Raw genomic sequence first — 26,919 nt, forward strand, 5'->3', positions numbered from 1 at the left:
GAGGCGGCCGATCCCTCGGCCGCCTCGTGGCGATTAGGCGATACTGGCGAGCGGACCTCGTGGCGGCCCGCTCGGGCGGCGGGGCCGTGGCCTCGCTCCCCCGTTACCCCTTGGACTTTTCCCAGGCGAAGGGCTGGAAGGGCTCGTCGACCGGCGTCTCGGCCAGATGGTTGGTGTAGTTGCTCATCACCTTCTGAGAAATCCCCAGGACGATCTCCAGCACCTGCTGGCGGGTGAAGCCGGCGTCGAGGAAACGCTGCACGGTGGCCTTGTCCACCTCGCCGCGCTCCCGAACCATCGCCAGGGTAAAGGTCCGCAGCGCCTCGAGACGATCGCTGGGCAGCGGGGTCTCGTTGCGCAGGGCCTCGGTGATCGCGTCATCGACCTTCATCGACTTGGCGATGGCGGTATGGGCCGGCACGCAGTAATGGCAGGCATGCTCGACGTTGATCGTCTGCCACACCACCGTGATCTCGTCGGCATCGAAGCTGGTGCGCTGGAAGAGATCGTGGAGAACCTGATAACCCTCCAGCAGCGTCGGCGCCTCGGCCATCACGGCGTGCAGCCCGGGAATCATGCCGAAGCTCTTCTGGGAATTGTCCAGAAGCGGTTGGCTCTCGGCCGGGGCCGTCTCCGGGGTATGCAGGGTAAAGTCGCCCATGTCGTGCTCCTTCGGGAAGAGTGTTAGCAGGGAGAAGCCCTGCCCCCACCCCTTTTTGAGCGATCGCTCAAAAAGGGGTACAGGAAGGGATATCCCCATCACGATTCAAGAGGCTAGCTGTTTTTGAGTGATCACTCAAGCTACAATTTGAGCGATCACTCAATATTCATGCGCGAGCCACCCACTCGCGAATCGGAGAGCGCCATGTCTCGCCCCAGCCATTACGACCGTCACACCGCGCTGGACCAGGCCATGCAGCTGTTCTGGCGCCAGGGGTTCCATGCCACCTCGCTCAAGGACATCGAACGCGCCCTCGACATGCGCCCGGGCAGCATCTATAGCCACTTCGGCAGCAAGGAGAAGCTGTTTCGCGAATCGCTGGAACGCTATACGCGGTTGGGGCTTGCCGAGCTGGAGCGGGCCTTGGACGAGGGCCCCACGCCGCTGCGAGCCCTGGCCGACTACCTGCGTGGCCTCGGCACGCTTTACGACCAGGCCTTGCCCAGCCGCGCCTGCATGCTGGTGAAGAGCCTGCTGGAACTCGACGAGCGCGAGGCGGCGGCGCGCGAGCACGTCAATACCCTGCTGGCCGGCATGGAGGCGCGCTTCCACCAGGCCCTGGAAACGTCCCGCCGGCGCGGCGAGTTGCCCGATGACCTCGATACCCGACGCCTCGCCCGCCGCCTGCAGGCCGACGTGATGGGGCTGCGGGCCTTCGCCCAGCGCGATATCGACAGGCAGGCCGTCGAAGAGCTCGCCGAGGACATGGCCCGCACCCTCGAGTCCCTCGGCACCTCTGGCCATCGCGACGGCGTCCGGCACTGAACGGGAGAAGCCCCTACCGGGGAAGCCGGCTTGGGGCTCGGAGGATTGCGCCTGCAGCGGCTATTGCCGATCCCCGACATCCTCTCGCTCGCCAGTTGCTTCAGGGTGAGCCTCGGACGCCGGCTCCTGGTCTGACTCACCGTCCTGGGTGGCATAAACGTCCTCGATGGCCGCCACTACCACCGACGACGTCTGGGATGGAACGACGACATAGTGGGAGGGTTCCGCCGAAGCACGCTTGGCGAAATACCTTATGCAGCCCAGGCCGAAGAGGCCAAAGATCACCTGCACGGCGGCCAACCACCAGAAGAATCCGGCGGCGCCGACCTGGCTCATCACGGCGCCCACGGCCAGCGGGCCGATCACCGAGCCCACGCCGAGCAACAGCACCAGGGAGCTGCTGGCGCCGAGCATCTCCGAGGGTTCCAGGCAGTCGTTGGTATGCGCCAGGTTCAAGGAGTGCAGCGCAAAGGAGAGACCGCCGAAGAGTCCCACACTCGCCAGCATCCCCGGCGTTGCCCAGCCGGTGGCCCGGTACGCCAGCATCGAGGCGCCGGCCGCCGCAAAGGTCACTCCGAGAATGACCCAGCGCCGATCCATGCAGTCGGAAAGTCGTCCCAGTGGCCACTGCAGCAGGGCACCGCCACAGATCAAGACCCCCATGAACAGGGCGATGCGGGCGACGGACAGGCCGGCATCGTGGGCGTAGACAGCGCCCATCCCCATGATCGTACCGTTGATCAATCCCGCCACGAAGACGCCTCCGGCACCGAACGGCGAGATACGACACAGCCGGCTCACGGACATGCGCGACGTAAGGGTGACGTCCGGGGCAGGCGTGGCGCTGAGCAGTAGCGGTACCACCGCGACGGAAATCAGGATCGACGACAGGATGAAGAGGTCGGCCGTCGAGGGATCGGCCACGTTCAGCAGCAGCTGCCCACCGCCCTGCCCCAGGTACATGACGACCATGTAGACCGCCAGCAGGCGCCCGCGCGTGAGGTTGGTCGCCCGATTATTCAGCCAGCTCTCCGAGACGACATAGATGCCGGCGAAGCACAGGCCGGTGACGAAACGCATCAGCCCCCAGGCCACGGGCACCACGAACAGCTCCTGAACGAGAATGGCCACCGATGCCATGGCCGCCAGGGCAGCAAACACGCGAATATAGCCCACCCGTCGCAGGGCACGGGCGGACCATACCGAGCCGAGCAGAAAGCCCGCGAAGAAGGCCGCCATGATCAGGCCGATCACGCCGCTGCCGAACGCTTCCTGGGAGGCCCGCACCCCCAGCAGGCTGCCCTGCAGTCCATTGCCCAGCATCAGCAGGGCCAGGCCAACGAACAGGGGGGCGGACGCCATCACCGACGTGGAGAAGGATTCGGGGACGGTCGCACGGTCCGGGGTCGCGCTCATGGCAGTGCCTCCTGGCGGGTAACGGCGGGACGAACAATTCCATCGGCTACACCATCAGAGGTCAAGCCGGCAGCGAAATGCGCCAATCCCTCGCCGCCCCTGGCCCATCACGGCCGATGCCATCACAGCCTCAGGCGTGGCGCGATAAAATCGAGGAAGGCGCCGATGCGCCCCGACAGGGCCGTGTTGCGATAGTAGACGGCCTGGACCGATTCCCGGGGATTGGGGCTGATCATGCGATCCGCCATCAAGGTCACCAACCGCCCCTGCACGAGATCCTCCTGAATCATGAAGCGCGACAGGCAGGCGATCCCCTCGCCGGCCAGGCACAGCTGGCGCATGACCTCCCCGCTGGTGGTGCTCAGCTGCGAGCGGATGTTGGGGGCCTCTTGCGCCAGCCCCTCGACGGGCCAGCGATTGAGATTGTCGGCATTCAGGAATCCCAGCAACTGGTGGTCACGCAACGCCCCGGGGCTGACCGGCACGCCATGGCGCTCCAGGTACTGCGGGCTGGCGACCAGCTGCAGCGGCGAGCGCCCCAGCGGACGGGCATGCAGGGTGGAATCCGCGAGGCCGCCGATGCGAATCGCGACGTCCGTTCGCTGCTCGAGCAGGTTGATGATGTCATCCGAAGCGGAAAGCTCGAGCTCGATCCCCGGATAATGTTCGCGGAATGGCCCGATCAGGGGCACCAGCTGATGCAGCACGAAGGGCGTGGCGGCATCCACACGAAGACGCCCCCCGGGGCGCTCGCGACTCAGCCGCATCGCCTCCTCGGCCTCTTCCAGGGTGTTCAGCCCCTCCCTGACCCGGTCGATGAAGAGGCGGCCCTCGCTGGTCAGGGTCACGCTGCGCGTGGTGCGATTGAGCAGGGGCGTATCGAGCTGCTGTTCCAGGCGCTGCACGGCGCGCGATACCCGTGCCACCGGCACCTCCATCAGCCTCGCCGCCGCGCTGAAGCCGCCGCTGTCGACCACGGCTACCAAGAGCTGAAGATCCTCGGTCCGACTCTGCATACTCCCCCCATGGCCTCAGAACTGTTATCAAAAACGTAAAGGTGTTTTGATTTTACCCCGGTTTATCGCATAAGACAGCCGACGCAGACTCCGCAGCGTGAAACGTTCCCTCGCTTTCCCAAGGAGATCTGCCATGCCCATTGCATTGTTTGCACTGACGCTCAGTGCCTTTGCCATCGGCACCACCGAATTCGTGATTGTCGGCTTGGTGCCCACCATCGCCCAGGATCTGGGCGTATCGCTACCCTCGGCCGGCCTGCTGGTCAGCCTCTATGCCGCCGGCGTCGCCGTCGGCGCCCCCGTGCTGACCGCCCTGACCGGGCGCCTGAACCGCAAGCTGGTGCTGCTGGGGCTGATGGCCCTGTTCATCATCGGCAACCTGCTGGCCTGGCAGGCACCCGGCTACGGCTCATTGATCACGGCGCGTATCCTGACCGGCCTGGCCCACGGCGTGTTCTTCTCCATCGGCTCGACCATCGCCACCAGCCTGGTGAGCAAGGACAAGGAAGCCAGTGCCATCGCCATCATGTTCACCGGCCTGACCGTGGCCCTGGTCACCGGCGTGCCCCTGGGCACCTGGATCGGTCAGACCTTCGGCTGGCGCGCCACCTTCCTGGTGGTCTCGGGCCTTGGCGGCCTGGCGCTGATCGGCAGCGCCCTGCTGGTGCCCAGCAACCTGAAGCAGGCCGCCCCGGCCTCGATCGGCCAGCAGGTCAAGGTACTCACCCATCCGCGCCTGCTGCTGGTCTATCTGATCACCATCCTGGGCTACGGCGGCACCTTCACCGCCTTTACCTACCTGGCGCCGATCCTTCAGGACGTCAGCGGCTTCGGCAACAACGCCGTCAGCCTGATCATACTGGTCTACGGGGCCTCGGTGGCCGTCGGCAACATCTACGGCGGCAAGATGGCCGACCGCATGGGCCCCATCCGTGCCCTGACCCTGATCTTCACGGGCCTGATCGCCATCCTGCTGGTGCTGACGGTCTCCGCCACCCATCCCGTGGCCGCGGTGCTGACCGTGCTGATCTGGGGCGCCTTCGCCTTCGGTAACGTGCCGGGCCTGCAGGTCTACGTGGTGCAGCAGGCCGAGCGCTTCGTCCCCGAGGCCGTCGACGTGGCCTCCGGCCTCAACATCGCCGCCTTCAATATCGGCATCGCCCTGGGCTCGGTGGTCGGCGGCTACATCGTCGACGGCATGGCCCTGACCGATACCGCCTGGATCGGCGCCGGCATCGTGGTGCTGGCCCTGGTCCTGACCCGGCTCTCCGGCAGCCTCGACCGTCGTGGCCAGGCCGAGACCGTCGCGGCCTGATGTCCCTTCCTCTGCCCGGCCTTTGCGCCGGGCAGCTGCTTGCCGACAGGAGATCGACATGTCATTGACCCGCCTGACCCAAGGCCCGCTGACCCTCGGGGTCGAGCTGCCACTCGATAACGACTGGAGCCAGAGCGGCGAACGTGCCCGTCGCGACGAGGCCCGCCCCTTCGGCGTACCCGACATGGCGGCCCATGCCGAGCGCATCGCCCAGGTCGACCGCCTCGGTTTTCGCGCCGCCTGGCTGCGCGATGTGCCGCTCTACGACCCCAGCTTCGGCGATGCCGGCCAGGTCTTCGAGCTGTTCACCTATCTCGGCTACCTGGCCCGACACACCGACCACCTGCTGCTGGGCACCGCTGCCGCCGTGCTTCCCCTGCGCCAGCCCTGGCTGGTGCGCAAGGCGGCCGCCACCGTTCAGGCGCTGAGTGACAACCGCCTGCTGCTGGGGGTCGCCAGCGGCGACCGCCCTGCCGAGTACCCCCTGTTCGGAGAAGACTTTACCCAGCGGGGCGCCCGGTTCCGCGATGCGGTCGAGATTCTCAAGGAACAGGCGGATACCCGACTGTCATCGGGGCAGGCCGTGTTGCCCCATGCCCCTCAACCACCGCTGCTGGTGGCCGGCCTGGCCCAGCAGACACCGTCCTGGGTGGGCGAGCAGATGGACGGCTGGCTGGCCTATCCCGGCACGCCACAGGATCACATCCAGCGCGTCGGCCTCTGGCGCCAGGTGGCCGGTGACAAGCCCTATGTCAGCTTCATCCACCTGGACCTGCTCGAGCGGCCCGACGCCCCCACGACCCGGCACCGCTTCGGCATCAGCGCCGGCCGCGAGGGGCTGATCCGCGAGCTCGAGGCGATGCAGGCGGCCGGGGTCAACCATATCGGCCTGCACTTCCGCCGCAACCAGCGGCCCCTGGAGGAGACCCTCGACGAGATCGGCCGAGAGGTACTGCCGCGCTTCCAGGGCCAGGCGCCCGTCATCGACCCCCATGCCAAGGAGACCGCCCATGTCAACTAACCACACGCCCCTCCCCACGACCTTCGAGGCCTGGACCTGGACCGGTCCGGGTGAACCGGAGGCCCTGAAACGGGAGCGGCTCGTGCTGGAGGCCCCCGGTGATCAGGAGGTGATCGTCGCCACCCGCGCCATCGGGCTCAATCCGGTGGACTGGAAGTTCATCGCCATGGACAGCAGCCTGTGGCAAGCGGGCCAGATTCCCGGGGTCGATGCCGCCGGCGAGGTGCTGGCCTGCGGGGCGGGCGTCACTCACGTCGCCCCCGGCGATCGCATCGCCGTGCATACCACCCTGGCCGGCCCGGGCAGCTTCGCCACCCACCTGCGCCTGCCCACCCGCGCCGTCATCCCGCTGCCGGAAACGATCGACTGGGCAACCGCGGCGGCCTTTCCCTGTCCGGCCCTGACCGCCTGGCAGGCCATCGAGAAGCTGCCGGCCAAGACCGGCAAGCGGCTGATGATCACCGGCGCATCCGGCAGCGTCGGGCGCTGGCTGGTACAGCTGGCCGCGGAGCGTGGTTTCCAGGTCATCGCCATGGCATCAACCAAGCGGCATGAGGCGCTCAGGGCCCTGGGCGCGCGGGAGGTACTCGAGACGCCAGAAGCCCTGTCGGCGCCAGTCTTTGCCGTCATCGATACCGTCAATGGCGAGCACGCGCGCCGGATGACGGATCACTTGGGCGCCAACGGCCATATCGTCTGCATCCAGGATCGCCTCGAGGCGGCCGCGGCACCGGCGTTCGACCGCGCCCTGTCCCAGCACGAGGTCGCCCTCGGCGCCCTGCATCAGGCCGGCAGCGACGCAGACTGGGCCGAGCTGCGCCAGGCGGGACGCACCCTGCTCGAACGCGTGGCCGACGGCGAGTTGACGCTGCCAACGCCCGAGATCGATGACTTCGCGCACCTCCCGCAGCGCCTGAGTGAGCTCAAACACGCCAGGGTACGCCCGCTCAAGACCGTCATCACCCTGTAACGCCCTACCTTCGAGACAGGAGACTGCCATGCTGTGGGTCATCGCCACGATCACCACCGCCCCGGGACGCGACAAGGACGTGCTGAATGCCTTGCGGGACGTCGCGCCGACCGTGCGCCAGGAGGCGGGTTGTCATCTGTACCAGCCGAGCCTGGATCATCCCGAGGGACTGACGGCCGACGCCCCACCTAGGCGCGACACCGTCACCGTCATCGAGGCCTGGGACTCCCGGCAGGCGCTGGACGACCACATGGCCACCCCCCACATGACGCGCTTCAGTGAGGCCACCTCGGAATGGGTGACCCATGCCGAGATTCGCCTGATCGATCCCGTCGGCGCCTGATCCCTGGCGCAGCACCGATCGCCGCAGGAAAGCAGCAGGGAGACGTTCCCCTGCTGCTTCCTGAACTGCCAGCCCTTCATGCACCGGCCCTATGTCACCCAGGGGCTAGCAGAAGCGCCACGGCGTACATCGACACACCAAAGACCCCGTGCCCGGCCACGCTTTTCCACCGGGCGACCCAGGGCCTGGCACTCTTCGCGGCGGCGACGCCCTGCCCCATTCCCGGCATCATGACGAGAAAGGGCAACACCAGCAGCATGAGCGCGAACACCAGCGGCTCGACCAGGGTGGGCGAGGACAGCCAGTCGCTGCCCGTCATGGCGACCAGGCCCACGCCGTAACCCGCCCCGATCACATAATGCACGCCCCAGCCGATGGCGGCCTCGCCCGCCACTGGCGCGGCTTCGGCAAGCCGAGGCTGAACGAACTGGCCGTGCCGCATGAGCCCGACCCAACGTCCGACCAACGCCCAACGGGTCATCGGCACCCGCAACCCGTTGGCCATCCCCCAGGCGTAGACATCAAGCAACAGCGTGCCCCCTACGCCGATCACGGCTCCCGCTACCAGACTTTCCCAGACCATACCGTCCCTCTTTCTCGCTCTGCTTCGGGCCACCATCGCAATGGGCAGCTCCCCGTTTATCCGTGGCGTCCGGCCATCACTCCGCCATCGACATCCCAGAGGGCGCCCATGACGATGCCGGCCTCTCATGTCATGGAAGATTGAAAATAAAAACTTTTCTTCAAGCGTCTCGATCATCGATGCTGAAGGCGGCCAGACACATCACACCTCCGGCCTATCGGGGTGAATTTTTCAATGCTTCTGCGTTCGCGACAAACGAGATAATGCGTGCAAAAACTAAAGAAAAACTTTATCGACATGGCCACTCCCGCACACCTCAACGCGTTACGCGCCTTCGAGGCCAGCGCACGACATGCCAGCTTTTCAGCCGCCGCCAGGGAACTGAACGTCACACCCGCTGCGGTAGGCCAGCTGGTCAAGACGCTAGAAGACTGGCTGGGTACCCCGCTGTTCCATCGGGCCAGCAGCGGCAAGGCACGGCTGATCCTTACCGCGAGGGCGGAACGTGCCCTGCCCGACATTCGCGCGGGTCTCGACAGCCTGGCGACGGGGGTGCAAATACTGCGAGAAACGGACGAGAGGCAGGTGCTGACCGTCACCGTCAGCCCCGCCTTTGCCGCCAAGTGGCTGCTGCCGAGGATCGAGCGCTTTCATCACGCCTGGCCCGAGCTGGATCTACGACTGGACACCCAACACCGGCCGCTGGATCTGGCCGCACATGGCATTGACGCAGGGATTCGCTATGGCGCGGGTCACTGGCCCGGGCTGCTGGCGACAAGACTCATGGAGGAAGAGGTCTATCCGGTGTGTGCGCCCGCCTTGCTGGAGAACGGCGGCCCCTTGAACCATCCGAACGACCTCGCCGGGAAGGTCTTCATCCACGACCTTTCCATGCAGGGTCATCGCGACTTCCCCACCTGGCAGGCATGGCTGACCAAGGCGGGTGTTCCCCAGGTGAACAACGGCCGCGGCATGCAGATCAACAACTCGGCCGCCATCCTCCAGGCGGCGATCGACGGGCATGGCATCGCCCTTGCCCGCAGCGTGATGGTTCACGACGACATCAAGGCGGGTCGGCTGGTGCGTTTGTTCCCGAGCCTCCGCTATGCCTCGCCGCTGGCCTACCACGTTGTCTGCCGGCCGGAATGCGCCGAGCTGCCACGCTTTACCGCCTTCAGGGACTGGCTGCTGGAGGAGGTGTCGTCATAAGGCGCGGCAGGCGTCACGCCTGCCTTCAGGGCGCCGCCAGGAGGTCGGCGCCCTGAGATGAACACCACTTGTCACCTAAGCCCGCGTCGGGAGTCGTTGCTCTCATGGCGAAAGCAGGTAGACTGGTCTACCTACTTTCGCCATGAGGTTCCCATGTCTCGCCTATCGCCCAACGCGCCCGCCAGCGCCCAGCAGCGCCTCATCGAGGCGGCCGCCGAGCTCTTCTACAACGATGGCATCACCGCCACCGGCATCGACACCATCGTCAAGCACGCCGGGGTCGCCAAGAAGAGCCTCTATAACAACTTCGCCTCGAAGGCCGCGCTGGTGGCGACCTACCTCGAGGTACGCCATGCCGAATGGCTGGACCTCTACGCCACGCGGCTGGCACAGGCTCACACCCCACAGGACAGGGTGATGGCCGTCTTCCTCGCCTACGAGGATCACGCCGAGCACGCCTATTCGCGCGGCTTTCGGGGCTGCGGACTGCTGAATGCGGCGGCCGAACTGCCGGCGGGCGCGGCCGGCAGGGCCGTGGTGCGACGGCACAAGGAACAGGTCGAGGCCTTGCTGGCGGAACACCTCGAGGCGCTGTTCCAGGACCGGGCACGAGCCCAGCAGATGGCACAGCACCTGGCCTTCCTGCTCGAGGGGGCCATGGCCCGGGCGGGCCTGGAGGGCGAGAGCGACTGCCTGCGGCAGGCGCGCACCATGGCAGCGGCCATGCTGGAGGTCGCATGACAAGGCAGGGCAACGAACGGTTACTGGGCATCCTGACCGTGCTGGTGGCGGCGGTGCTGTGGGGCACGACCGGCACGGCCGCCACCTTCGCCCCGGATGTCGGAGCGGTCGCCATCGGGGCCGTCGCCATGGGCGGCGGGGGATTGATGCAGGCGATGCTCTCGGCAGGCAGGATTCGCCACCACCGGTCTCAGCTCAGGACCCACTGGCGCTGGCTCGTGATCGGGGCGGTCGCCGTGGCCATCTACCCGCTCGCCTTCTATGCCTCCATGCGGCTGGCCGGCGTGACCATCGGCACGGTGGTCTCCATCGGCTCGGCTCCCCTGCTCTCGGCGCTGATCGAGTCGCGGCTGGACGGGCTGCGCCTCGGGGCACGCTGGATGCTCGGCGCCGGACTCGGGCTGTCCGGCATGCTGCTGCTGTGCGTGGCCGAGGGGGCGGGACATGTCCCGGCGGGCACGACGACCGACGTGCTCCCGGGCACCCTGCTCGGCCTGCTCGCCGGCCTCAGCTATGCGCTGTATTCCTGGACGGCACACCGCCTGATGCAGCAGGGCATCCCCTCGCGCGCCGCCATGGGCGCCACCTTTGGCATCGGCGGCCTGCTGCTGGTGCCGGTCCTGCTGCTGACCGGCGCCCCGCTGCTGGCTTCCTGGAACAACGCCGCCGTCGGTCTCTACATGGCCCTCGTGCCGATGCTGCTGGGCTATCTCTGCTTCGGGCATGGCCTGGCGAGGGTCCCGGCCAGCACGGCCACCACCATCACCCTGTTCGAACCGGTCGTGGCCGCCGGCCTGGCGGTGATCATCGTCGGCGAGCGCCTGCCAGCCACCGGCTGGCTGGGCATCGTGCTGATCCTGGCCTGCCTGGTCTGCATCAGCGCACCGGTGGGACGCACTCGGCCACGCGGCGAAGCGCCACGGCAACAGACCGCTCGCTGACCCACTCGTTCGCCTGCCTGGGCACACCGACCACGGGAATCACCGCCGAACGGATCGACCCTCGGGCCTCGGCACGGCACCGTCGTCCGACACGGTGCCGCGCTCCTTGTCGATCTCTCGGGCCGTCGGACCTTTTCAATTAGCAAAATAATCTTTTTCGCCGAGCGGCATTGTCTCATCGCCCCTTCGCCCCCAGTGTCAATGTCACGTCTTCTACTTCTTGGGAGGGAGGGGGCCATCAGCATGCCGAGAAGCCCCCGATGACATTCAGGGACACTTCACCACGATCAGGAGTCTTCATGACCGCGACAACACTACCCAACCCGGGCTTTGGCACCTTCCGCCTCGAGGGCGACACCCTGCGAGACAGCCTGACCACGGCCCTGGAGGCGGGCTATCGCCATGTCGATACCGCCCAGTTCTACGGGAACGAAGCCGAGGTCGGTGACGTCCTGGCCGACAGCGGCATCGCCCGGGACGAGATCTTCCTCACCACCAAGGTGTGGCATGACCGCCTGGTACCGGGCGACCTGGAAAAGAGCGTGGACGAGAGCCTCGAGCGCCTGAAGACCGACTACGTGGACCTGCTGCTCATCCACTGGCCGTCACCGAACGACGAGGTCGCCATGGAGGACTACCTGCCGGCGCTCCAGAAGGTCAAGGCGGCCGGCAAGGCGCGCCACATCGGCGTCTCCAACTTCACCTGCGCGCAGCTGGACCGTGCCGTGTCGATTCTCGGGCGCGGCGAGATCCTGACCAACCAGATCGAGGTCCACCCCTTCCTGCAGAACCGCCAGGTGATCGAGAAGTGCCGGGAGCACGGCATCGAGGTGACCGCCTTCATGCCGCTGGCGGTGGGCAAGGTCATGGAGGATGCGACCCTCAAGCAGATCGCCGAGCGCCATGACGCCAGCCCGGCGCAGGTGGCGCTGGCCTGGCTCAAGGCGCAGGACATCGTGACCTTCCCCTCCTCCACCAAGGCGAAGAACATCCGCAGCAACCTGGCGGCCTTCGACCTGACGCTCAGCGATGAGGAGATGCAGGCCATCGCCGAGCTGGATCGCGGCGAGCGCATCGCCGATCCGGACTTCGCGCCGGACTGGGATTGAGCCCCGGAGCCCCGACAAGGGCGTGATCGGGAAGCAGGAGCGTGACGGGCGCGGTGTCGAAGGGAGATCGAGCCAGCCCGCCACCGCGACAGAATGGCCAGGGAAGGCCATTCACGCGCCCCCGATGGCCCGAGACGCAGCCGCTGCGACAAGGGAAAATACGCCAAAAGAGTCATCTCGCTGTTTTTCCTGCTGAGCTACCTGCCTTTCAGTCTCCCGGTCATCCTGGCCGGCATCGGCGCCCAGTACGCGGGACTCGTCCCCACGACCATTGGCTTCGCCTCGCTGCTCGTCCTGATCTCCGCCTGGGTCCTGGGGAAGAGCCGATCGCTGGCGTCTGATACCCCGACCGGCGCGTGATGGGGTTTCGCGGCGAGCTGGGCGGAAGCGCGTCAGCGCCTGCCAACCCCGCGCTCCCGCTCGTCTCCGATCGGCGACCGGGAGCGGCGACTCAAACGGCGGCTACCGATTAGCCCCGAGAAACGCCACCAACAAGTCGGCAATCTTCTCGGGCTGATCCTCCGGAGAGAAGTGCCCGCAGTCATCGATAATGCTCAGCTCTGATCCCGGGATCACCGCATGCAGCTTGTGCGCCCAGTCCACGACCTGCCAGGTGTCGTTCGCGCCCCAGATCAGCTTGACCGGCAGTTGCCCCAGCTCGGGCAGGCGATCGGCCAGCTCGCTGGTGTGTTTCGGGTCATAGTGGCGCACCTGATGCTGGAACAGGCTCGCCTGGCCTAGCGGTCCCGAGATGAAATCGAGATAGGTCTCGAGAGCGCCCGCCGAGAACGATGCCTTGTCCTGCACCGTGGAGAGGAGCCACTCGCGGAAATGCGCCCGATGGTCGGCATCGGGCACCTTGAGCAGTCGCTCCAGTCCCGCCGCCATCTGCTCCCTGGTACGACGAGACGGATAACTGTCGTAGCTCACCACGTCGATCATCGTCAGCGAGTGCAGCCGTTCGGGGTGGAAGATGCCGAACCGCTGCGCGATCCCCCCACCGATGTCGTGTGCCACCAGATGAGCGGTCGCGAGCCCCCAGTGGGCCATCAGCCCCTCCAGGATCGGCACCTGTGCCGATATCGAGGTATCGACGTTCGGATCCCAGGGCCGCTCGGACAGGCCATAGCCCAGCAGGTCGTAGACATGCACCCGGTAGCCGGCACCCACCAGTCGCGGCACTACGTTGCGCCAAATGAGTGAGGACGAGGGGGTGCCATGCAAGAGAATGACCGGCACTCCCTCCCCGTGAACCCCGTAGGCCAGGCGCTTGCCGTCGATCAGGACGTGGTCGGTGACGATATGCTTCATGCGAATCTCCATGGCGTCTATGTGGTCGTCATAGGATGGCGCATCGCCTGGCATGAAAAAAATGTATTAAAATGATGATTCAATCCACATTTTTCATGTCGATCCGAGATGAATCCGAAACTCGATATCGGGGCACTAGCGGCGCTCTGCGCGATCCGGGACCAAGGCGGCGTGACCCGGGCCGCCGATCACCTGGCCCTCTCGCAATCTGCCGTTTCCCACAAGATCAAGCGGCTCGAGGAAGGGTTGGGATGTACGCTGTTGAGCCGCCGGCCTGGCGCCCCACGCTTCACTCCCGAGGGAGAGCGCCTGCTGAGCTATGCCCGCCGCATCCTCGGGCTTCATGATGAAGCGGTGATGAGCCTCGGCACCGAGCCGTTATCCGGTCGATTGCGGCTGGGGATCACCGAGGACACGACCGGCGGCCGGCTATCGCACATCCTTGGCCGCTTCACCCGCCTGTATCCGCGGGTCGCGGTTCAGGCCAGCGTGGGCCAGAGCCTCGCCATCGCGGCCCAGCTCGACCGCGGCGAGCTCGATGTCGCGGTGATGCAGGTGTTCGCACAGGAGCGGCGCCCCACGGATATCGTCTTGTCGGAAGACAGCCTGCACTGGATCAAGTCCCCCGACCTGCGCCTCGACTGGGGACGCACCATTCCGTTCCTCGCCTTTGACAACGACTGTTTCTATCGCCGTTGGGCGATGAACGCCGAGCCGCTACCGACACATGGCTTCACCACCGTGCTGGAGTGCGCGAGCCTGGCCGGCATTCTGTCGGCGGTCCAGTCAGGCCTCGGCGTCACGCTGCTGAATGCGCGCCATCTGACGCCGGCCATCGAGGTAATGTCTGAGGGCTTCCCGGCAGCGCCGCATATCGCCTATGTCATTCGGGTCGGCGATAAGGCCCGGTCACCGGCCGTGCGAACCCTGGTCGAGGAAATCGCCGGCATCGCGGATTCGGGGCATCCTGACCGCGTCATCTGACAGCCGCCCAGGCACGGCATCCCGCTCGGGAGAGCTCTCCTACCCCTCCACTGCCGGGGACGACTCCAGGGCGGCCTGGATCTGTCCACGCAGCCAACCCCGCAGGCGATCCTCGTGCGTCCGCTGATGCCAGGTCTGGATCACCTCGATGCCGCCCAGGAACAGCGGGCAGGGGTGGATCACGAGTCCCGGAACATGGGCCTGGGCATGTGTCGCGACGCTCTCCAGGCAGGTCAGCAACAGGTCACTGCCGACCACCAGCAGGGGGGGCGCCATGAAGCTCGACAGCCCAGCCACCACCCGCCGCGAGCGTCCGATCTCGGTCAGCTTCTGATCGACGCGACCGTGCAGGTCGCCGGTCAGGCTGGTGACCAGGTGCTCGCAGGCCAGGTAGCTCTCCAGATCCAGCGTCTCGCCAATCCGCGGATTGTCCCGGGCCGCCAGTACCACGAACCCCTCGGTGTGAATGCGCTGCTGGTAGTAGCTGTCGGGAAGCCCCGCATAGAAGCCGGCGATCGCGATGTCGCACTCACCGTTCTCCAGCTCGGCACGAGGCAAGCGGCCGCGGGTGTTGTGGGTCACCAGCTGCAAACGGGGCGCCTCCCGACGAATCACCGGCAGCAGGCGCGGCAGCAGCAGCTGTTCCATGTAGTCGGTGGTGTAGAGGTGCACCCGGTCGTCCCGGGCCAGGTAGTCGCTCCCCTCACAGAAGTCGAAGAAGCCCTCGATCCCGGCCACCAGGTGCTGTACCCGAGGCGCCAGCTCGTGGGCCCGCGGGGTGGGGGCCAGCCCGCGCGGGGCACGCACGAAGAGCGGGTCGGCGAAATCGTGACGCAGCTTGGCGAGCTTGTGACTGAGGGCCGGCTGGCTGAGGGCCAGCCGCTCCGCCGCCGCCGACACGCTCTTTTCCTGGTAGAGCACGTGAAAGATCAGCAGGAGATTCAGGTCCTTCCCCGCAATATTCATTTCTTGAATACCTGTTATCGAAAAACACAAGTTAACGAATACTGCACCCGTATCTAGCATGGGCACAACTCATGCCGAGGCCAGTTCTGGCGAGCATGCCCCCGACGTCACGAGAGATCCGTCATGTCATCGTCCTCCCCCTCCTTCACCTTCGCCATCATCGGTAGCGGCATGATCGCCGGGGTCATGGCCCGTGCCATCCAGGACGCGCCGCAGGCCGACCTGGTCGCGGTGGCCAGCCGTCGCGCCGAGAGCGCCCGCGATTTCGCCCGCGAGCACGGCATCGGCCGCGTCTTCGAGACCTGGCAGGAGCTCTTGGCCGCCGACGGCATCGATGCCGTCTATGTCGCCACGCCCACTGCCGTGCGCGAGGAGATCGCCCTGGCGGTACTCGACAGCGGGCGCCACCTGATCAGCGAGAAGCCCTTCCTCGATGCGGCCTCCGCCGAGCGGCTGGCCGAGCGCGCCATGGCGAAGGGGCTGGCCTTCATGGACGCCACTCACTTCACCCATCACCCGCGCACCCAGGAGGTGATCGAGACCCAGCGGACGCGGCTCGGCCATCCCGGCAGCGTCAACACCTCCTTCTTCTTCCCGTTCATGGACCGGGACAATATCCGCTTCGATCCCGCCCGGGAGCCCACCGGCGCCATCGGGGACATGGGCTGGTACAACATGCGGGCCATCGTCGAGTTCCTGCGCCCGCACGGCGCGCCGGTCCGGGTCGCCGGGCAGGTTCGCCGCGACAAGGACAGCGGCGCGGTCATCCGAGGAGCCGGCCTGATGGTCTTCGCCGACGGCCAGACCTCGACCTTCGATTTCGGCTACGACGCCGGGGTCTGCCAGATGGACCTGACGATCCTCGGCGAGCATGGTCTGATCCGGCTCGACGACTACGTGCTCGACTGGAAGGACGGCTTCGCCTTCGATCATCCCGAGCACCCTACCGGCTTCGTGGTGCGCCAGGAGATGGCCGCTCCCCACGAATTCGAGCGCCACACAAGCGCTCAGGGCCCGCGCCAGGCGGTGCAGCTCGTCGAGCACTTCGTAGCCATGGCCCAGGCACCCGACAGTCCCGAGCGTGAACAGGCTCGCCAGCGGGCCGTGGCGACCCAGCGCCTGGTGGACGCCTTCGTCGCCAGCGTCGACCACGCCTGACCCAGCCCGTCACGCCAACCCGTCCAGGCCCCGCACTCCCCCACCGTCGTGAGGGGCCATCACTACGGTCATGGAGTCACCGAAATGAAAAAGCTTACGTCTCTTCTTGCAGCACTCATGCTGGTACCGCTGTCGGCCATGGCAGATGCCGATCCGAGAGCCTTGATTGTGGTGACCAGCCACAGCGTCATGGGCGACACGGACAAGCCGACCGGCCTGTGGTTATCGGAGATGACCCACCCGCACCATGAATTGACCACTGCCGGCATCGAGGTCGAACTCGCCAGCATCGATGGCGGCGCCGCTCCCATCGATCCCTGGAGCCTGGAAGGCGATGACCCGATCAATGCCGCCTTCCTGGCCTCTCCGGAAACGCGCCGACTGCTGGACAACACGGCCAAGCTGGCCGATGTCGACCCTGCCGACTATGACGCCATTCTCTTCGCCGGAGGGCACGGCACGGTCTGGGATTTCCCGGACAGCCCGGCCGTCGAGAAGATCGGCTCGGCCATCTACGCCCAGGGCGGCTATGTGGCGGCCGTCTGTCATGGACCGACGGCCCTTTTGAACCTGCGTGACGAGCAAGGGAACCTGCTGATCGACGGCAAGCGGGTGGCAGGTTTCAGCAACGCCGAGGAAGCCGAGGTGGGCTTGACGGAAGTGGTGCCCTACCTGCTGCAGGATGCGCTGAGTGCAGGTGGCGCCCTCTATCAGGAGGGCGAGATGTTCCAGCCCTTCGTGGTCCAGGATGACCGCCTGATCACCGGCCAGAACCCCCAGTCCGCTACCGAGCTCGGCAAGACCCTGGCCGCCGCCCTGGCTGACAAACGCTGAACGGCCTGTCGCATCAGCCGGGATGATGATCGATATATCTCGTCCGAATGAGTCCGCCCGGCCCACGGGCGGATACTCGAGGGTTCTCCACAACATTTTACGAGGATGCTATGACCACACTTTTTTCTCCCCTGAAAATGGGCGCCAGTGAATTGGCCAACCGGGTCTTCATGGCCCCCCTCACCCGCGTCCGTGCCGACGCCGATCACGTTCCCACGGACATGATGGTTGAGTATTACGCCCAGCGTGCCTCTGCGGGCCTGATCATCGCCGAAGCGACCATGGCCATCGAAGGCAATTCGGCCTTCTGGCGCGAACCTGGCATCTATTCCGAGGCGCAAGTTGAAGGCTGGAAGAAAGTCACTGATGCGGTACATGCCAAGGGTGGCAAGATTTATCTGCAGATCTGGCACGGCGGCCGCGCCTGTCACCCGGTGTTAAACGACGGCAAGGATCCGGTAGCGCCCAGCGCCATTGCCATCACCAGCGATGAAGCGCACACACCGGAAGGCAAGAAGTCCTACACGGTTCCCCGCGCACTGGCCGACGACGAAATCCCGGCCATCATCGACGGCTTCCGCACCGCCGCCGAGAATGCCAAGCGCGCCGGCTTTGACGGTGTTGAGGTGCATGGTGCCAACGGCTACCTGCTGGACCAGTTCCTGCGTGATGGTTCCAACCATCGAGAAGGCCCCTACGGTGGCCCGATCGAAAATCGCGCTCGCCTGTTGCTGGAGGTGATTGAGGCGGTATCCGGAGTGTTTGGCTCCGAGAACGTCGGTGTTCGACTGAGCCCCCTGAACAGTTTCCAGAGCATGAAGGACAGTGATCCGGTCGGCCTGGTGACCTGGCTCGCCAAGCGCCTGAACGACTACGGCCTGGCCTTCGTTCATTTGATGCGCAGCGACTTTTTCGGGGAGCAGCAAGCGGACGTGATCACTCCGGTCCGCGAGCACTTCAAGGGCAAGTTGATCCTCAACATGAGCTACACCGGTGAAGAAGCAGAACAAGCCATCGAATCCGGACTGGCCGACGCGGTCGCCTTTGGCGTGCCCTTCATTGCCAACCCGGACCTTCCGGAGCGCCTGAAGCTTGGCGCCGAGCTCAACGAAGCAGATTCCTCGACGTTTTACACCCAGGAGACGGAGGGGTATACCGATTACCCTTACCTCGAAGAATTAGCCGAAGCATAGTACTGAAGGGGGCTATTAGCCCCCTTTTTTCGTTGCGGAGAAAACATGACCTTTATCGGAGCTTGATATATAGGTTCAGCTCCAGCTCACGATAAATGCGATACCTGTATGGTCCCGGGCAGTAGTGCACAGGGGCTTCATGGAAGCGCTTGGGGCCATCCTGCCAGCGCCCTGAAGCTGCTGGCCAACATGTCGTCGCGGGTACAGATGCGGCGGAGTTCCTTGATCCACCCAAAACAGCGCTCGATGATGTTTCGCTCTCGACAACGCGGCTTGTCGAAGCCCCGGGAAGCGCCGGGTCGAGGCTTTCGCTGCATCTTGCGCCGGGCAGTGAGATCGCCGTCCTAGCCCTCGTCCGCCACGATTTAGCGACAACGTTTACCTGGTCTTCCCCGGCTGCCAGTCAGATGAACGTGTTCCATAGTAGGCGACGAGCAACATTGCCTCCCTCTTCTGCATGGCCCGATAGATGGCTAGCACACATCCATCATGAATAGCCGTGCAGTCTCTCGGTTTAGTGGCACATCCCAAATAATCCACGAATATTCATCAACCGGAACAACGGGCAGCATTGTCTCTCGGCAAAGAATGACGCGAATCAAGAACCCCTCACCGAGTCATGGCAGAAACCTTCGCCGCCCCCTCTTTGATCATGGCAGACCAGCTTTGCCATACATGGTGGCAAACCCCGGAATACGCGCCTCCCAGACGGGCGGGTCCCCCACCAGCTCCTTGACGATCTGCATGAACAGCCGGGTGCGCAACGGCACGTCGCGATGCGGGTAGAGCAGATTGATCGTGCCATATCGCTCGAGCGGCAGGTCGGTCATCACCGGGACGATCAGCCCCTCGAGCACCTCGTCGTCGATACCGCAGGCCGGCAGGATGCCGATGCCCATGCCAGCCACGATGCCCTGTTTGATGACCTCGATCTCGTTGGTACGTAGCTGACTGTTCAGAGTCAGCTGCTGCCGCCCGCCCTGGGGATCGAGATAACGCAGGTAGTCCACCTTGGCGTGATGAGAGGACCAGGTCAGGGCCGGCAGCCTGGGCAGGCTCGATAGGCAAATCGGCTCTTCCTGGCGACGCAGGAAGTCGGGGCTGGCACCGATCAACAGCTGATTGGGCGCCAGCGGGCTGGCCACCAGGTTAGAGTCCTCCAGCTCGCCGATGCGCAGGGCCACATCGAAGCCCTCGCCGATGAGATCGACCGGGCGATCCTCCAGCATCATTTCCACCTCGACCTCGGGATAGGCCGAACGAAAGCGTCGGACCGCCTCGAAGCCGATTCGTGTGCCCAGCAGACCGGGCGCATTGATTCTCAGGCTGCCCTGCGGACTCCCCTGGAGATTCTCGGCCAGGGTCTGGGTATTGCTCATCCACTCGCGCAGCGAGCGCCCCTGCTCCAGCATGGCCTGACCGGCATGAGTCAGCGACAGCGAACGTGTCGAGCGATTGACCAGCCGCACGCCCAGCTCTTCCTCGAGCCTGGCGACATGCTTGGAGATCACGGAGCGGTCCAGCTTGCGCCGCTTGGCGGCCTCGGTGAAGCTGCCGAGTTCCGCCACTTCCACCAGCAGCAGCAACCGGCTCGGCATATCCATTGGTGCCTCCAGGCAGGCCAAAAACAGTCATAGAGTGCATTTTCGGCAACAATCTTGTGCGACCGACCGCACTAATTCAAGGCGACATGAATCGTTAGACTCCCGTCCATTGCCACATGGATTCGACTTATGTCTAACAACATTCCCCCCGTCGGGGCCAACCGGCCTCCTTCATGGCCCCGTCGCACGGCGCGCCAGGGCCTGTATCTGGTGGCGCTGACCGCCTTCGGCGCCCTGCTGGCAGGCTGTCAGCCGAGCCAGGGCGATGCTTCACAGACGAGCGAGGCCAGCCAGCCGCCTTCCGTGGAGGTCGTGGAGGCGGTCAAGCAGCCGATCGCCCAATGGTACCGTTATACCACGCGGCTCGAGGCCCCCGAGCGGGTGACCCTGCGCCCGCGTGTCACCGGTCAGGTGGACGAGGTGCTGTTCGAGGAAGGCAGCCTCGTCGAGCAGGGCCAGCCGCTGGTACGCCTCGACCTCGCCCCCTTCGAGGCCCGTGTGCGCGAGCTCGAGGCCCAGCTGGCCCGCGGGCGAGCCGAGCAGGCCAGGGTGGACGGCGAGGCCAATCGCGCCGCGCAGCTTGTTCAGCGCAATCTGATGGCTCGCGAAGAGGCCGACGCGCGTCGCGCCAACGCCCGGGCGCAACATGCCCAGGTGGCCACCCTCCAGGCCCAGCTCGACAGGGCTCGCCTGGACCTCGAGCATGCCGTGGTGACGGCACCCATCAGCGGTCGCGTCTCCCGGGCCGACCTGACCGAGGGCAACGTGGTCACCGCCGGCCAGAGCGTGCTGACCACCCTCGTCAGCACCGATCAGGTCGATGCCTACTTCGATATCGACGAACGCACCTGGAATCGCGCCTTCGCCAGCCTCGACGCCGATCAGGACTGGCCGGTGAGCCTGCAGCTGGCCGGACAGGATGACTTCGCCTTCGAGGGCCGGCTCGACTTCATCGACAACCGGGTCGACCCGGCGACCGGCACCCTGCGGGTGCGGGCGCGCCTCGATGCCGACCATGCCTCGCTTCGTCCCGGTGCCTTTGCTCGCGTCAGGCTCACCGCCGCCTCACAGCATGAGGGGGTGCTGATCCCCGATCGCGCCATCGGCACGGATCTGGACGCCCGCTTCGTGCTGGTGGCCGAGGAAGACGGTGCCCTCGCCTACCGCCAGGTCACCACCGGCAGCCGCTTCGGCGCCTGGCGCGAGATCACCTCCGGTCTCCAGGGGGGCGAACCCGTGGTCGCCGCCGGCCCTGCCAAGGTCGGGCCCGGCATGGCGGTCACCGCAGAGATCGTCGACGGACCGGATCGCACGCCGCTCGAACGGCTGCGCGAACGCACCACGCAGCTGGCCCGACAGCTGGAGGGCCCGCAGGCGGTCGACGAGGCACCCCCGCTCGTCGTGACCGAGCAGGACCGTCAGGATCAGGAGCGGTCATGAACGTCTCGAGCTTCTTCATTCGACGTCCGATCTTCGCCGCGGTGCTGTCGATCCTGATCGTGGTGGCCGGCAGCCTGGCGCTGTTCAAGCTGCCGGTCTCGGAGTATCCCCAGGTGGTACCGCCGACCGTGGTGGTCAAGGCCAACTACCCCGGGGCCAATCCGGAAGTCATCGCCAAGACCGTCGCCACGCCCCTGGAGCAGGAGATCACCGGGGTCGAAGGCATGCTGTACATGGACTCCCAGTCCACCGCCGACGGCAACCTGACCCTGACGGTGACCTTTGCCCTGGGCACCGATCTCGACCAGGCCCAGGTCAACGTCCAGAACCGGGTGGCCCGGGCCACGCCGCGCCTCCCGCAGGAGGTGCAGGCCCTGGGCGTGACGACGGAGAAGTCGTCGCCCAACCTGACCATGGTGGTCCACCTGACCTCGCCGGATGGCCGCTATGACCAGCTGTGGCTGTCCAACTACGCGCGCCTCAACCTGCAGGACGACATCGCCCGCCTGGACGGCGTCGGCGACGTTCAGCTGTTCGGTGCCGGCGAATATGCCATGCGGGTCTGGCTCGATCCGGATGCCGTCGCCTCCCGCAACCTCAGTGCCGGCGACGTGGTCGCGGCCCTGCGCGAACAGAACCAGCAGGTGGCGGCCGGCAGCCTGGGTGCCCAGCCGGCTCCCAGCGAAAGCCAGTTCCAGCGCCTGCTCAACGTCAAGGGCCGCCTGTCATCGCCCGAGGAGTTCCGCGACATCGTGATTGCGGTCGACGATGATGGCCGCATCACGCGCCTCGCCGACGTGGCTCGGGTCGAGCTCGGCGCCGATCAGTACGCGCTGCGTTCGCAGCTGGATGGCAAGGACGCCGTGGCCATGCCGGTCTTCCAGCGCCCCGGCTCCAACGCCATCGCCCTGTCCGATGCGGTGCGCGGCTACATGGCCGAGGCCGAACAGGCCTTCCCGGACGGCGTGGAATACGACATCGCCTACGATCCGACGGTCTTCGTGCGCGGTTCCATCGAGGCGGTGGTGCACACCCTGCTGGAGGCGGTGCTGCTGGTGGTGGTCGTCGTGGTGCTGTTCCTGCAGACCTGGCGCGCCTCGCTGATCCCGCTCATCGCCGTTCCCGTCTCCCTGATCGGCACCTTCGCCGTCATGCAGATGATCGGCGTCTCGATCAACACGCTGTCGCTGTTCGGCCTGGTGCTCGCCATCGGCATCGTGGTCGATGATGCCATCGTGGTGGTGGAGAACGTCGAGCGGAACATCGAGCTCGGCCACTCGCCGTTCGAGGCGACCCAGATCGCCATGCGCGAGGTCACCGGCCCGATCATCGCCATCGCCCTGGTGTTGACCGCGGTCTTCGTGCCCACGGCCTTCATCAGCGGCCTGACCGGCCAGTTCTACCAGCAGTTCGCCCTGACCATCACCATCTCGACCCTGATCTCGGCCTTCAATTCGCTGACCCTGTCGCCGGCCCTGTCGGCCCTGCTGCTCAAGCCCCATGGCAGCAAGCCGGACTGGCTGACCCGAGGCATCGACATGCTGTTCGGCCGCTGGCTGTTCACGCCCTTCAACCGGGCCTTCACCGCCATGTCACGGGGCTACACCGGCCTGATCCGTCGCCTGCTGCGCTTCGGCCTGATCGTCGGCGTCGGCTACGTGGCGCTGCTCGGCCTGACCGGCAAGGTCTTCCAGGAGGTGCCCGGCGGCTTCATCCCCGCCCAGGACAAGCAGTACCTGGTCGCCATGGCGCAACTGCCGGATGCGGCCAGCCTGGACCGCACCAGCGAGGTGATCAGCGAGATGCAGGAAATCGCGCTGAATACCCCGGGCGTCGCCCACACCGTGGCCTTCCCCGGCCTCTCGGTGAACGGCTTCGTCAACGCCTCGAACTCCGGGATCGTCTTCACCACCCTGGAGGGCTTCGAGGACCGCCAATCGCCGGAGCTCTCCGCCAGCGCCATCGCCGCCAAGCTCAACGCCCAGTTCGCCCAGATCGACGAGGCCTACGTGGCGGTCTTCCCGCCGCCGCCGATCCTCGGCCTGGGCTCCACCGGCGGCTTCAAGCTGCAGCTGCAGGATCGCGGCAACGTCGGCTTCAACGGGCTGTTCGATGCCACCCAGGCCGTGGTCGATGCCGCCAATCAGGACCCGCGCCTGACCGGTGTCTACTCGAGCTATCGCATTCAGGTGCCGCAGTTCGATGTCGACGTGGATCGCGAGCAGGCCCTGGTGATGAACGTCTCCCTGGACGCGGTCTTCGACACCCTGCAGGTCTACCTGGGCTCGCTGTACGTCAACGACATCAACCAGTTCGGACGCACCTACCAGGTGCGTGCCCAGGCCGACGCCGAGTACCGCCTCGACGCCGAGGCGATTCGACGGCTCAAGGTGCGCAGCAACGACGGGCGCATGATCCCGCTGGGCAGCTTCGTCGAGGTCACCCCGACCACCGGTCCCGATCGGGTCATGCACTACAACACCTTCGTCAGTGCCGACATCAACGGCTCGCCGGCGCCCGGCTACTCGAGCGACGAGGCCAAGCAGGCGATCGAGGACGTGCTGGCGAACACCCTGCCGGCGGGCGTGGACTACGAATGGACCGAGGTGACCTACCAGCAGGTGCTGGCCGGCAACACCATGATCTATGTCTTCCCGCTGGTGGTGCTGCTGGTGTTCCTGGTGCTGGCGGCCCAGTACGAGAGCTGGTCGCTGCCCTTCTCGATCATCCTCATCGTGCCGATGACGCTGCTGTCCGCCATGGCCGGCGTCTGGCTGACCGGCGGCGACAACAACATCTTCACCCGCGTCGGGCTGATCGTGCTGGTGGCACTGGCCTGCAAGAACGCCATCCTGCTGGTCGAGTTCGCCCGCGAGCAGCAACTCTCGGGACAGTCGCGGGTCGAGGCCGTGCTGACCGCCTGCCGCCTGCGCCTGCGCCCGATCCTGATGACCTCGGTGGCCTTCACCGCCGGCGTCATCCCGCTGATGCTCGCCGGCGGCGCCGGCAGCGAGATGCGCCAGGCCATGGGCGTCGCCGTCTTCTACGGCATGATCGGCGTGACCCTGTTCGGGCTGTTGCTGACCCCGCTGTTCTACGTGGGCATGCGTCGCCTGGTGGAACGGCGCCAGCCCGCCACGCCCCCGCCACTCGCCGACGCCACCGAGTGAGGTTCAGGGGCCGGCCAAACGGCCGGCCCCGTTTTCCCTGCCACCCCTGGAGGCAAGATGCAGACCGACTTTCATGATGACATGGCCCTCGAGGCCGAGATCGAATGCTTCGCCCATCGCTGGTTCTCGCTCAGGAACCGCAATGCCCCGGCCGCGACCCTGGCGGAGCTGATCGCTCCCGACGCCACGATCCGCCTGCTCGGCGAGAGTCGAACGGTTGCCGAGTGCCTGGACGCCTGGGCCTCGAGAGACGGCGAGATCCTGCTGAGCAGCCATGTTCCGCTCAGGGTTCGCAGCCGTCGCAAGGGCGACTACCGGGTGCGTGTCGCGTTGCGCGTGCTGGAACGCACGGCCCTGCGCAATGGCGATGTCCGGCAGGTGGTGCAGGAGCAGCGCTGGGAACTGGATATCGCCAGCGGCGACTTCCTGATGACCGCCCTCTCCGTCGACGATATTCGCGACGCCTGAAGGCCGGGATGTGCCCGCGGCGCCCTGCCGCACGAGACCCCTTTGCCCCTCCGGCCGCAGGCCTCGAGGAACCTGGACAGGACCTGAAAGATGAAACACACCGCCTTGTTGACCCGATACCGACGCCACCGCTGGCCCTACCGTGCGGGCGTGCTCACCGTCGTGAGCCTGCTGGCGGGGCCCGCGTCCGCCGCTGACCTGCTCACCATCAGCCACGATGCCCTCGAGCACAACAGCACCCTGGCCTCGGCGCGCGCCCAGTCCGGTGGCGTGCAGGCGGGCATCGACCTGGCCCGCGCGGACCTGCGCCCGCAGCTCGAGGCCTCGGGCGAGATCACCCACGACCGCCAGTACGAGAGCCCAGGCTCCTCCCTCGCCGGCACCGGCGGGAGGCAGGACGAGGACTACAACGGCGCGGCGCTGACCCTGGCCGCGACGCAGGCGCTGTATGACGCTCGCAACGGCGCCGAGCTCGAACGGGCCGAGCGCCAGCTCGACCAGCAGACCTATCGCCTGGCCGCCACCGAGCAGCAGGTGCTGGTCGATGTCGGCTCGGCCTACTTCGACATCCTGCGCGCCCACGCCATCCTCGAGGCGCGCCGCGCCCAGGAGCGGGCCATCGGTCGCCAGCTCGAGCAGGCCCAGGAGCAGTTCGACGTCGGCCTGATTGCCATCACCGAGGTGGAAGAGGCCCGGGCAAGCTTCGACCAGTCCCGCGCCGACCGCATCGCCGCCGAGAACGACCTGCAGGTCAGCTTCGAGACCCTGGAGCGGCTCACCGGCCAGCGCTACGACAGCATCGACGCCTTGCAGGACGCGATGCCGGTGAACCCGCCGGCGCCCACGCGCCGCGACGCCTGGGTCGACCTGGCGATGGACAACAGCCCGCTGGTGCTGGCCAGCCAGGCCGGCGTCGAGGTTTCCGAGGACGCCGTGGACATCGCCCGGGCCCAGCGTCTGCCGGTGGTCGAGGCCTTCGCCAGCTACCAGTTCAGCGACGACGATCGTGAGGAGCTGGACGGCCATACCTCCGCCAGCCAGGTCGGCGCTCGGGTGAGCCTGCCGCTATACACCGGCGGGCGCACCAGCGCCGGCATTCGCCAGTCCACCTACGCGCTGGAGGCCAGCCAGTACGACCTCGAGGACCGGCGTCGAGAGACCATCCGCCGGGTACGCTCGCTGTTCACCCAGGTGCACAACGACGTGGCCACGGTGGAGGCGCGGGCCCAGGCCATCGTCTCCAACCAGAGCGCCCTGGAGGCTACCCGAGCCGGCTACGAGGTGGGCACCCGCAACATCGTCGATGTCTTGAACGCCGAGCAGAACCTCTACGATGCGGTGGCCGCCCACGCCGAGGCGCGCTTGGATCATGTCATCAATCGGCTGAACCTTCACCAACAGGCGGGCAGCCTGGACATCGACTTTCTCGCCACGCTCAATGGCTGGCTCACGGCCGAAGCCACGGTCTCCGTGAGCCCCTCGGCGCCGGATGCCTGAGCCCGATAGTGGGTTCCAGAGGCGCGCTCGGGTCAGTGGCCTCGAACGTCCTTGCGTATCGAGGCCCGTGAACGCCTCTCCGCCTTGGGCGGGATGACGTGCCGGTGATGGTCGCCCGATATTCCCCGTCGCAGCCCGGCACGC

25 protein-coding genes and 1 pseudogene are annotated in these 26,919 nt (G+C 66.3%); 18 read left to right on the forward strand and 8 right to left on the reverse strand.

The features are described from left to right. Positions 1-103 precede the first annotated feature (103 nt). Positions 104-661, reverse strand: coding sequence for a carboxymuconolactone decarboxylase family protein (locus UYS_RS0204205; RefSeq protein WP_016854248.1), 558 nt, complete (start codon positions 659-661; stop codon positions 104-106). A 204-nt stretch (positions 662-865) separates the two neighbouring features. Between UYS_RS0204205 and UYS_RS16875 the strand changes: the two genes are divergently transcribed. After that, positions 866-1,486, forward strand: coding sequence for a TetR/AcrR family transcriptional regulator (locus tag UYS_RS16875; RefSeq protein ID WP_016854249.1), 621 nt, complete (start codon positions 866-868; stop codon positions 1,484-1,486). Between the two features lie 60 nt (positions 1,487-1,546). Here UYS_RS16875 and UYS_RS0204215 read toward each other — a convergent pair whose 3' ends face one another. Together UYS_RS0204215 and UYS_RS0204220 are read right to left on the reverse strand one after the other, a co-directional pair. Continuing rightward, positions 1,547-2,902, reverse strand: a complete 1,356-nt coding sequence (locus tag UYS_RS0204215; protein ID WP_016854250.1) for an MFS transporter — start codon at positions 2,900-2,902, stop codon at positions 1,547-1,549. 122 nt (positions 2,903-3,024) lie between these two features. Then, positions 3,025-3,918 (reverse strand): LysR family transcriptional regulator, encoded by an 894-nt coding sequence (locus tag UYS_RS0204220; protein WP_026068338.1) that lies wholly within the window; start codon positions 3,916-3,918, stop codon positions 3,025-3,027. 133 nt (positions 3,919-4,051) lie between these two features. Here UYS_RS0204220 and UYS_RS0204225 point away from each other — a divergent pair, with 133 nt between their 5' ends. Genes UYS_RS0204225 through UYS_RS0204240 form a run of 4 tightly spaced genes read left to right on the forward strand, consistent with a single transcriptional unit; the run spans position 4,052 to position 7,567 of the window. Then, the gene (locus tag UYS_RS0204225; RefSeq protein ID WP_016854252.1) at positions 4,052-5,233 is read left to right on the forward strand and encodes an MFS transporter; all 1,182 of its coding nucleotides are present in this window, start codon (positions 4,052-4,054) and stop codon (positions 5,231-5,233) included. Between the two features lie 58 nt (positions 5,234-5,291). Then, on the forward strand, positions 5,292-6,254 hold the full coding sequence (locus UYS_RS16880; protein WP_016854253.1) for a TIGR03571 family LLM class oxidoreductase: 963 nt from the start codon (positions 5,292-5,294) through the stop codon (positions 6,252-6,254). Beyond that, a complete protein-coding gene (locus UYS_RS0204235; RefSeq protein WP_016854254.1) occupies positions 6,244-7,224 on the forward strand; it encodes an alcohol dehydrogenase catalytic domain-containing protein in 981 nt (326 codons plus the stop codon). The genes UYS_RS16880 and UYS_RS0204235 overlap by 11 nt, the downstream gene beginning before the upstream one ends. Before the next feature lie 28 nt (positions 7,225-7,252). Next, positions 7,253-7,567: a putative quinol monooxygenase gene (locus UYS_RS0204240; RefSeq protein WP_016854255.1), complete on the forward strand. Its 315-nt coding sequence runs from the start codon at positions 7,253-7,255 to the stop codon at positions 7,565-7,567. Between the two features lie 94 nt (positions 7,568-7,661). Here UYS_RS0204240 and UYS_RS0204245 read toward each other — a convergent pair whose 3' ends face one another. Beyond that, positions 7,662-8,150 carry a DUF2938 family protein gene (locus UYS_RS0204245; protein WP_016854256.1) on the reverse strand — a complete coding sequence of 163 codons (489 nt, stop codon included), beginning with the start codon at positions 8,148-8,150 and terminating at the stop codon, positions 7,662-7,664. Between the two features lie 267 nt (positions 8,151-8,417). Here UYS_RS0204245 and gcvA point away from each other — a divergent pair, with 267 nt between their 5' ends. From gcvA to UYS_RS0204270, 5 genes are all read left to right on the forward strand, one after another. Beyond that, positions 8,418-9,359 (forward strand): transcriptional regulator GcvA, encoded by a 942-nt coding sequence (gene gcvA / locus UYS_RS0204250; RefSeq protein WP_237738421.1) that lies wholly within the window; start codon positions 8,418-8,420, stop codon positions 9,357-9,359. A 153-nt stretch (positions 9,360-9,512) separates the two neighbouring features. Continuing rightward, complete coding sequence (locus UYS_RS0204255; protein ID WP_016854258.1) at positions 9,513-10,100, forward strand: TetR/AcrR family transcriptional regulator; 588 nt, start codon at positions 9,513-9,515, stop codon at positions 10,098-10,100. Further along, positions 10,097-11,041, forward strand: a complete 945-nt coding sequence (locus tag UYS_RS0204260; protein ID WP_016854259.1) for a DMT family transporter — start codon at positions 10,097-10,099, stop codon at positions 11,039-11,041. Before UYS_RS0204255 ends, UYS_RS0204260 begins: the two co-directional genes overlap by 4 nt. 299 nt (positions 11,042-11,340) lie before the next feature. Then, positions 11,341-12,150: a 2,5-didehydrogluconate reductase DkgB gene (gene dkgB, locus UYS_RS0204265; protein WP_016854260.1), complete on the forward strand. Its 810-nt coding sequence runs from the start codon at positions 11,341-11,343 to the stop codon at positions 12,148-12,150. 93 nt (positions 12,151-12,243) lie between these two features. After that, a complete protein-coding gene (locus UYS_RS0204270; protein WP_016854261.1) occupies positions 12,244-12,510 on the forward strand; it encodes a hypothetical protein in 267 nt (88 codons plus the stop codon). Between the two features lie 102 nt (positions 12,511-12,612). Here UYS_RS0204270 and UYS_RS0204275 read toward each other — a convergent pair whose 3' ends face one another. Next, the gene (locus UYS_RS0204275) at positions 12,613-13,461 is read right to left on the reverse strand and encodes an alpha/beta fold hydrolase (protein WP_016854262.1); all 849 of its coding nucleotides are present in this window, start codon (positions 13,459-13,461) and stop codon (positions 12,613-12,615) included. A 108-nt stretch (positions 13,462-13,569) separates the two neighbouring features. Here UYS_RS0204275 and UYS_RS16885 point away from each other — a divergent pair, with 108 nt between their 5' ends. Next, positions 13,570-14,445: a LysR family transcriptional regulator gene (locus UYS_RS16885; RefSeq protein ID WP_016854263.1), complete on the forward strand. Its 876-nt coding sequence runs from the start codon at positions 13,570-13,572 to the stop codon at positions 14,443-14,445. Between the two features lie 39 nt (positions 14,446-14,484). Here UYS_RS16885 and UYS_RS0204285 read toward each other — a convergent pair whose 3' ends face one another. Further along, positions 14,485-15,411, reverse strand: a complete 927-nt coding sequence (locus UYS_RS0204285; RefSeq protein WP_016854264.1) for a LysR family transcriptional regulator — start codon at positions 15,409-15,411, stop codon at positions 14,485-14,487. A 123-nt stretch (positions 15,412-15,534) separates the two neighbouring features. Between UYS_RS0204285 and UYS_RS0204290 the strand changes: the two genes are divergently transcribed. From UYS_RS0204290 to UYS_RS0204300, 3 genes are all read left to right on the forward strand, one after another. Then, positions 15,535-16,569, forward strand: coding sequence for a Gfo/Idh/MocA family protein (locus UYS_RS0204290; protein ID WP_016854265.1), 1,035 nt, complete (start codon positions 15,535-15,537; stop codon positions 16,567-16,569). An 84-nt stretch (positions 16,570-16,653) separates the two neighbouring features. Beyond that, positions 16,654-17,403: a type 1 glutamine amidotransferase domain-containing protein gene (locus UYS_RS0204295; protein ID WP_237738422.1), complete on the forward strand. Its 750-nt coding sequence runs from the start codon at positions 16,654-16,656 to the stop codon at positions 17,401-17,403. A 110-nt stretch (positions 17,404-17,513) separates the two neighbouring features. Next, positions 17,514-18,596 carry an alkene reductase gene (locus UYS_RS0204300; RefSeq protein WP_026068341.1) on the forward strand — a complete coding sequence of 361 codons (1,083 nt, stop codon included), beginning with the start codon at positions 17,514-17,516 and terminating at the stop codon, positions 18,594-18,596. A 137-nt stretch (positions 18,597-18,733) separates the two neighbouring features. Here the strand turns inward: UYS_RS0204300 and UYS_RS19035 are convergent. Together UYS_RS19035 and UYS_RS0204305 are read right to left on the reverse strand one after the other, a co-directional pair. Then, positions 18,734-18,919: pseudogene (locus tag UYS_RS19035) on the reverse strand (IS5/IS1182 family transposase); the annotation flags it as partial. 327 nt (positions 18,920-19,246) lie between these two features. After that, positions 19,247-20,200 carry a LysR family transcriptional regulator gene (locus UYS_RS0204305; protein ID WP_016854268.1) on the reverse strand — a complete coding sequence of 318 codons (954 nt, stop codon included), beginning with the start codon at positions 20,198-20,200 and terminating at the stop codon, positions 19,247-19,249. Between the two features lie 129 nt (positions 20,201-20,329). On the opposite strand from UYS_RS0204305, the gene UYS_RS16890 reads away from it, so the two are divergent. The 4 genes from UYS_RS16890 (at position 20,330) to UYS_RS0204325 (ending at position 26,775) form a co-directional block, all read left to right on the forward strand. Next, positions 20,330-21,640: an efflux RND transporter periplasmic adaptor subunit gene (locus UYS_RS16890; RefSeq protein ID WP_016854269.1), complete on the forward strand. Its 1,311-nt coding sequence runs from the start codon at positions 20,330-20,332 to the stop codon at positions 21,638-21,640. Next, the gene (locus tag UYS_RS0204315; protein ID WP_016854270.1) at positions 21,637-24,810 is read left to right on the forward strand and encodes an efflux RND transporter permease subunit; all 3,174 of its coding nucleotides are present in this window, start codon (positions 21,637-21,639) and stop codon (positions 24,808-24,810) included. Before UYS_RS16890 ends, UYS_RS0204315 begins: the two co-directional genes overlap by 4 nt. A 57-nt stretch (positions 24,811-24,867) precedes the next feature. Beyond that, a complete protein-coding gene (locus UYS_RS0204320) occupies positions 24,868-25,278 on the forward strand; it encodes a hypothetical protein (protein WP_016854271.1) in 411 nt (136 codons plus the stop codon). Between the two features lie 90 nt (positions 25,279-25,368). Beyond that, positions 25,369-26,775 carry a TolC family outer membrane protein gene (locus UYS_RS0204325; RefSeq protein WP_016854272.1) on the forward strand — a complete coding sequence of 469 codons (1,407 nt, stop codon included), beginning with the start codon at positions 25,369-25,371 and terminating at the stop codon, positions 26,773-26,775. Positions 26,776-26,919: the final 144 nt, after the last annotated feature.

It is taken from the genome of Halomonas smyrnensis AAD6, assembly GCF_000265245.1.
Classification (GTDB): Bacteria; Pseudomonadota; Gammaproteobacteria; order Pseudomonadales; family Halomonadaceae; genus Halomonas; species Halomonas smyrnensis.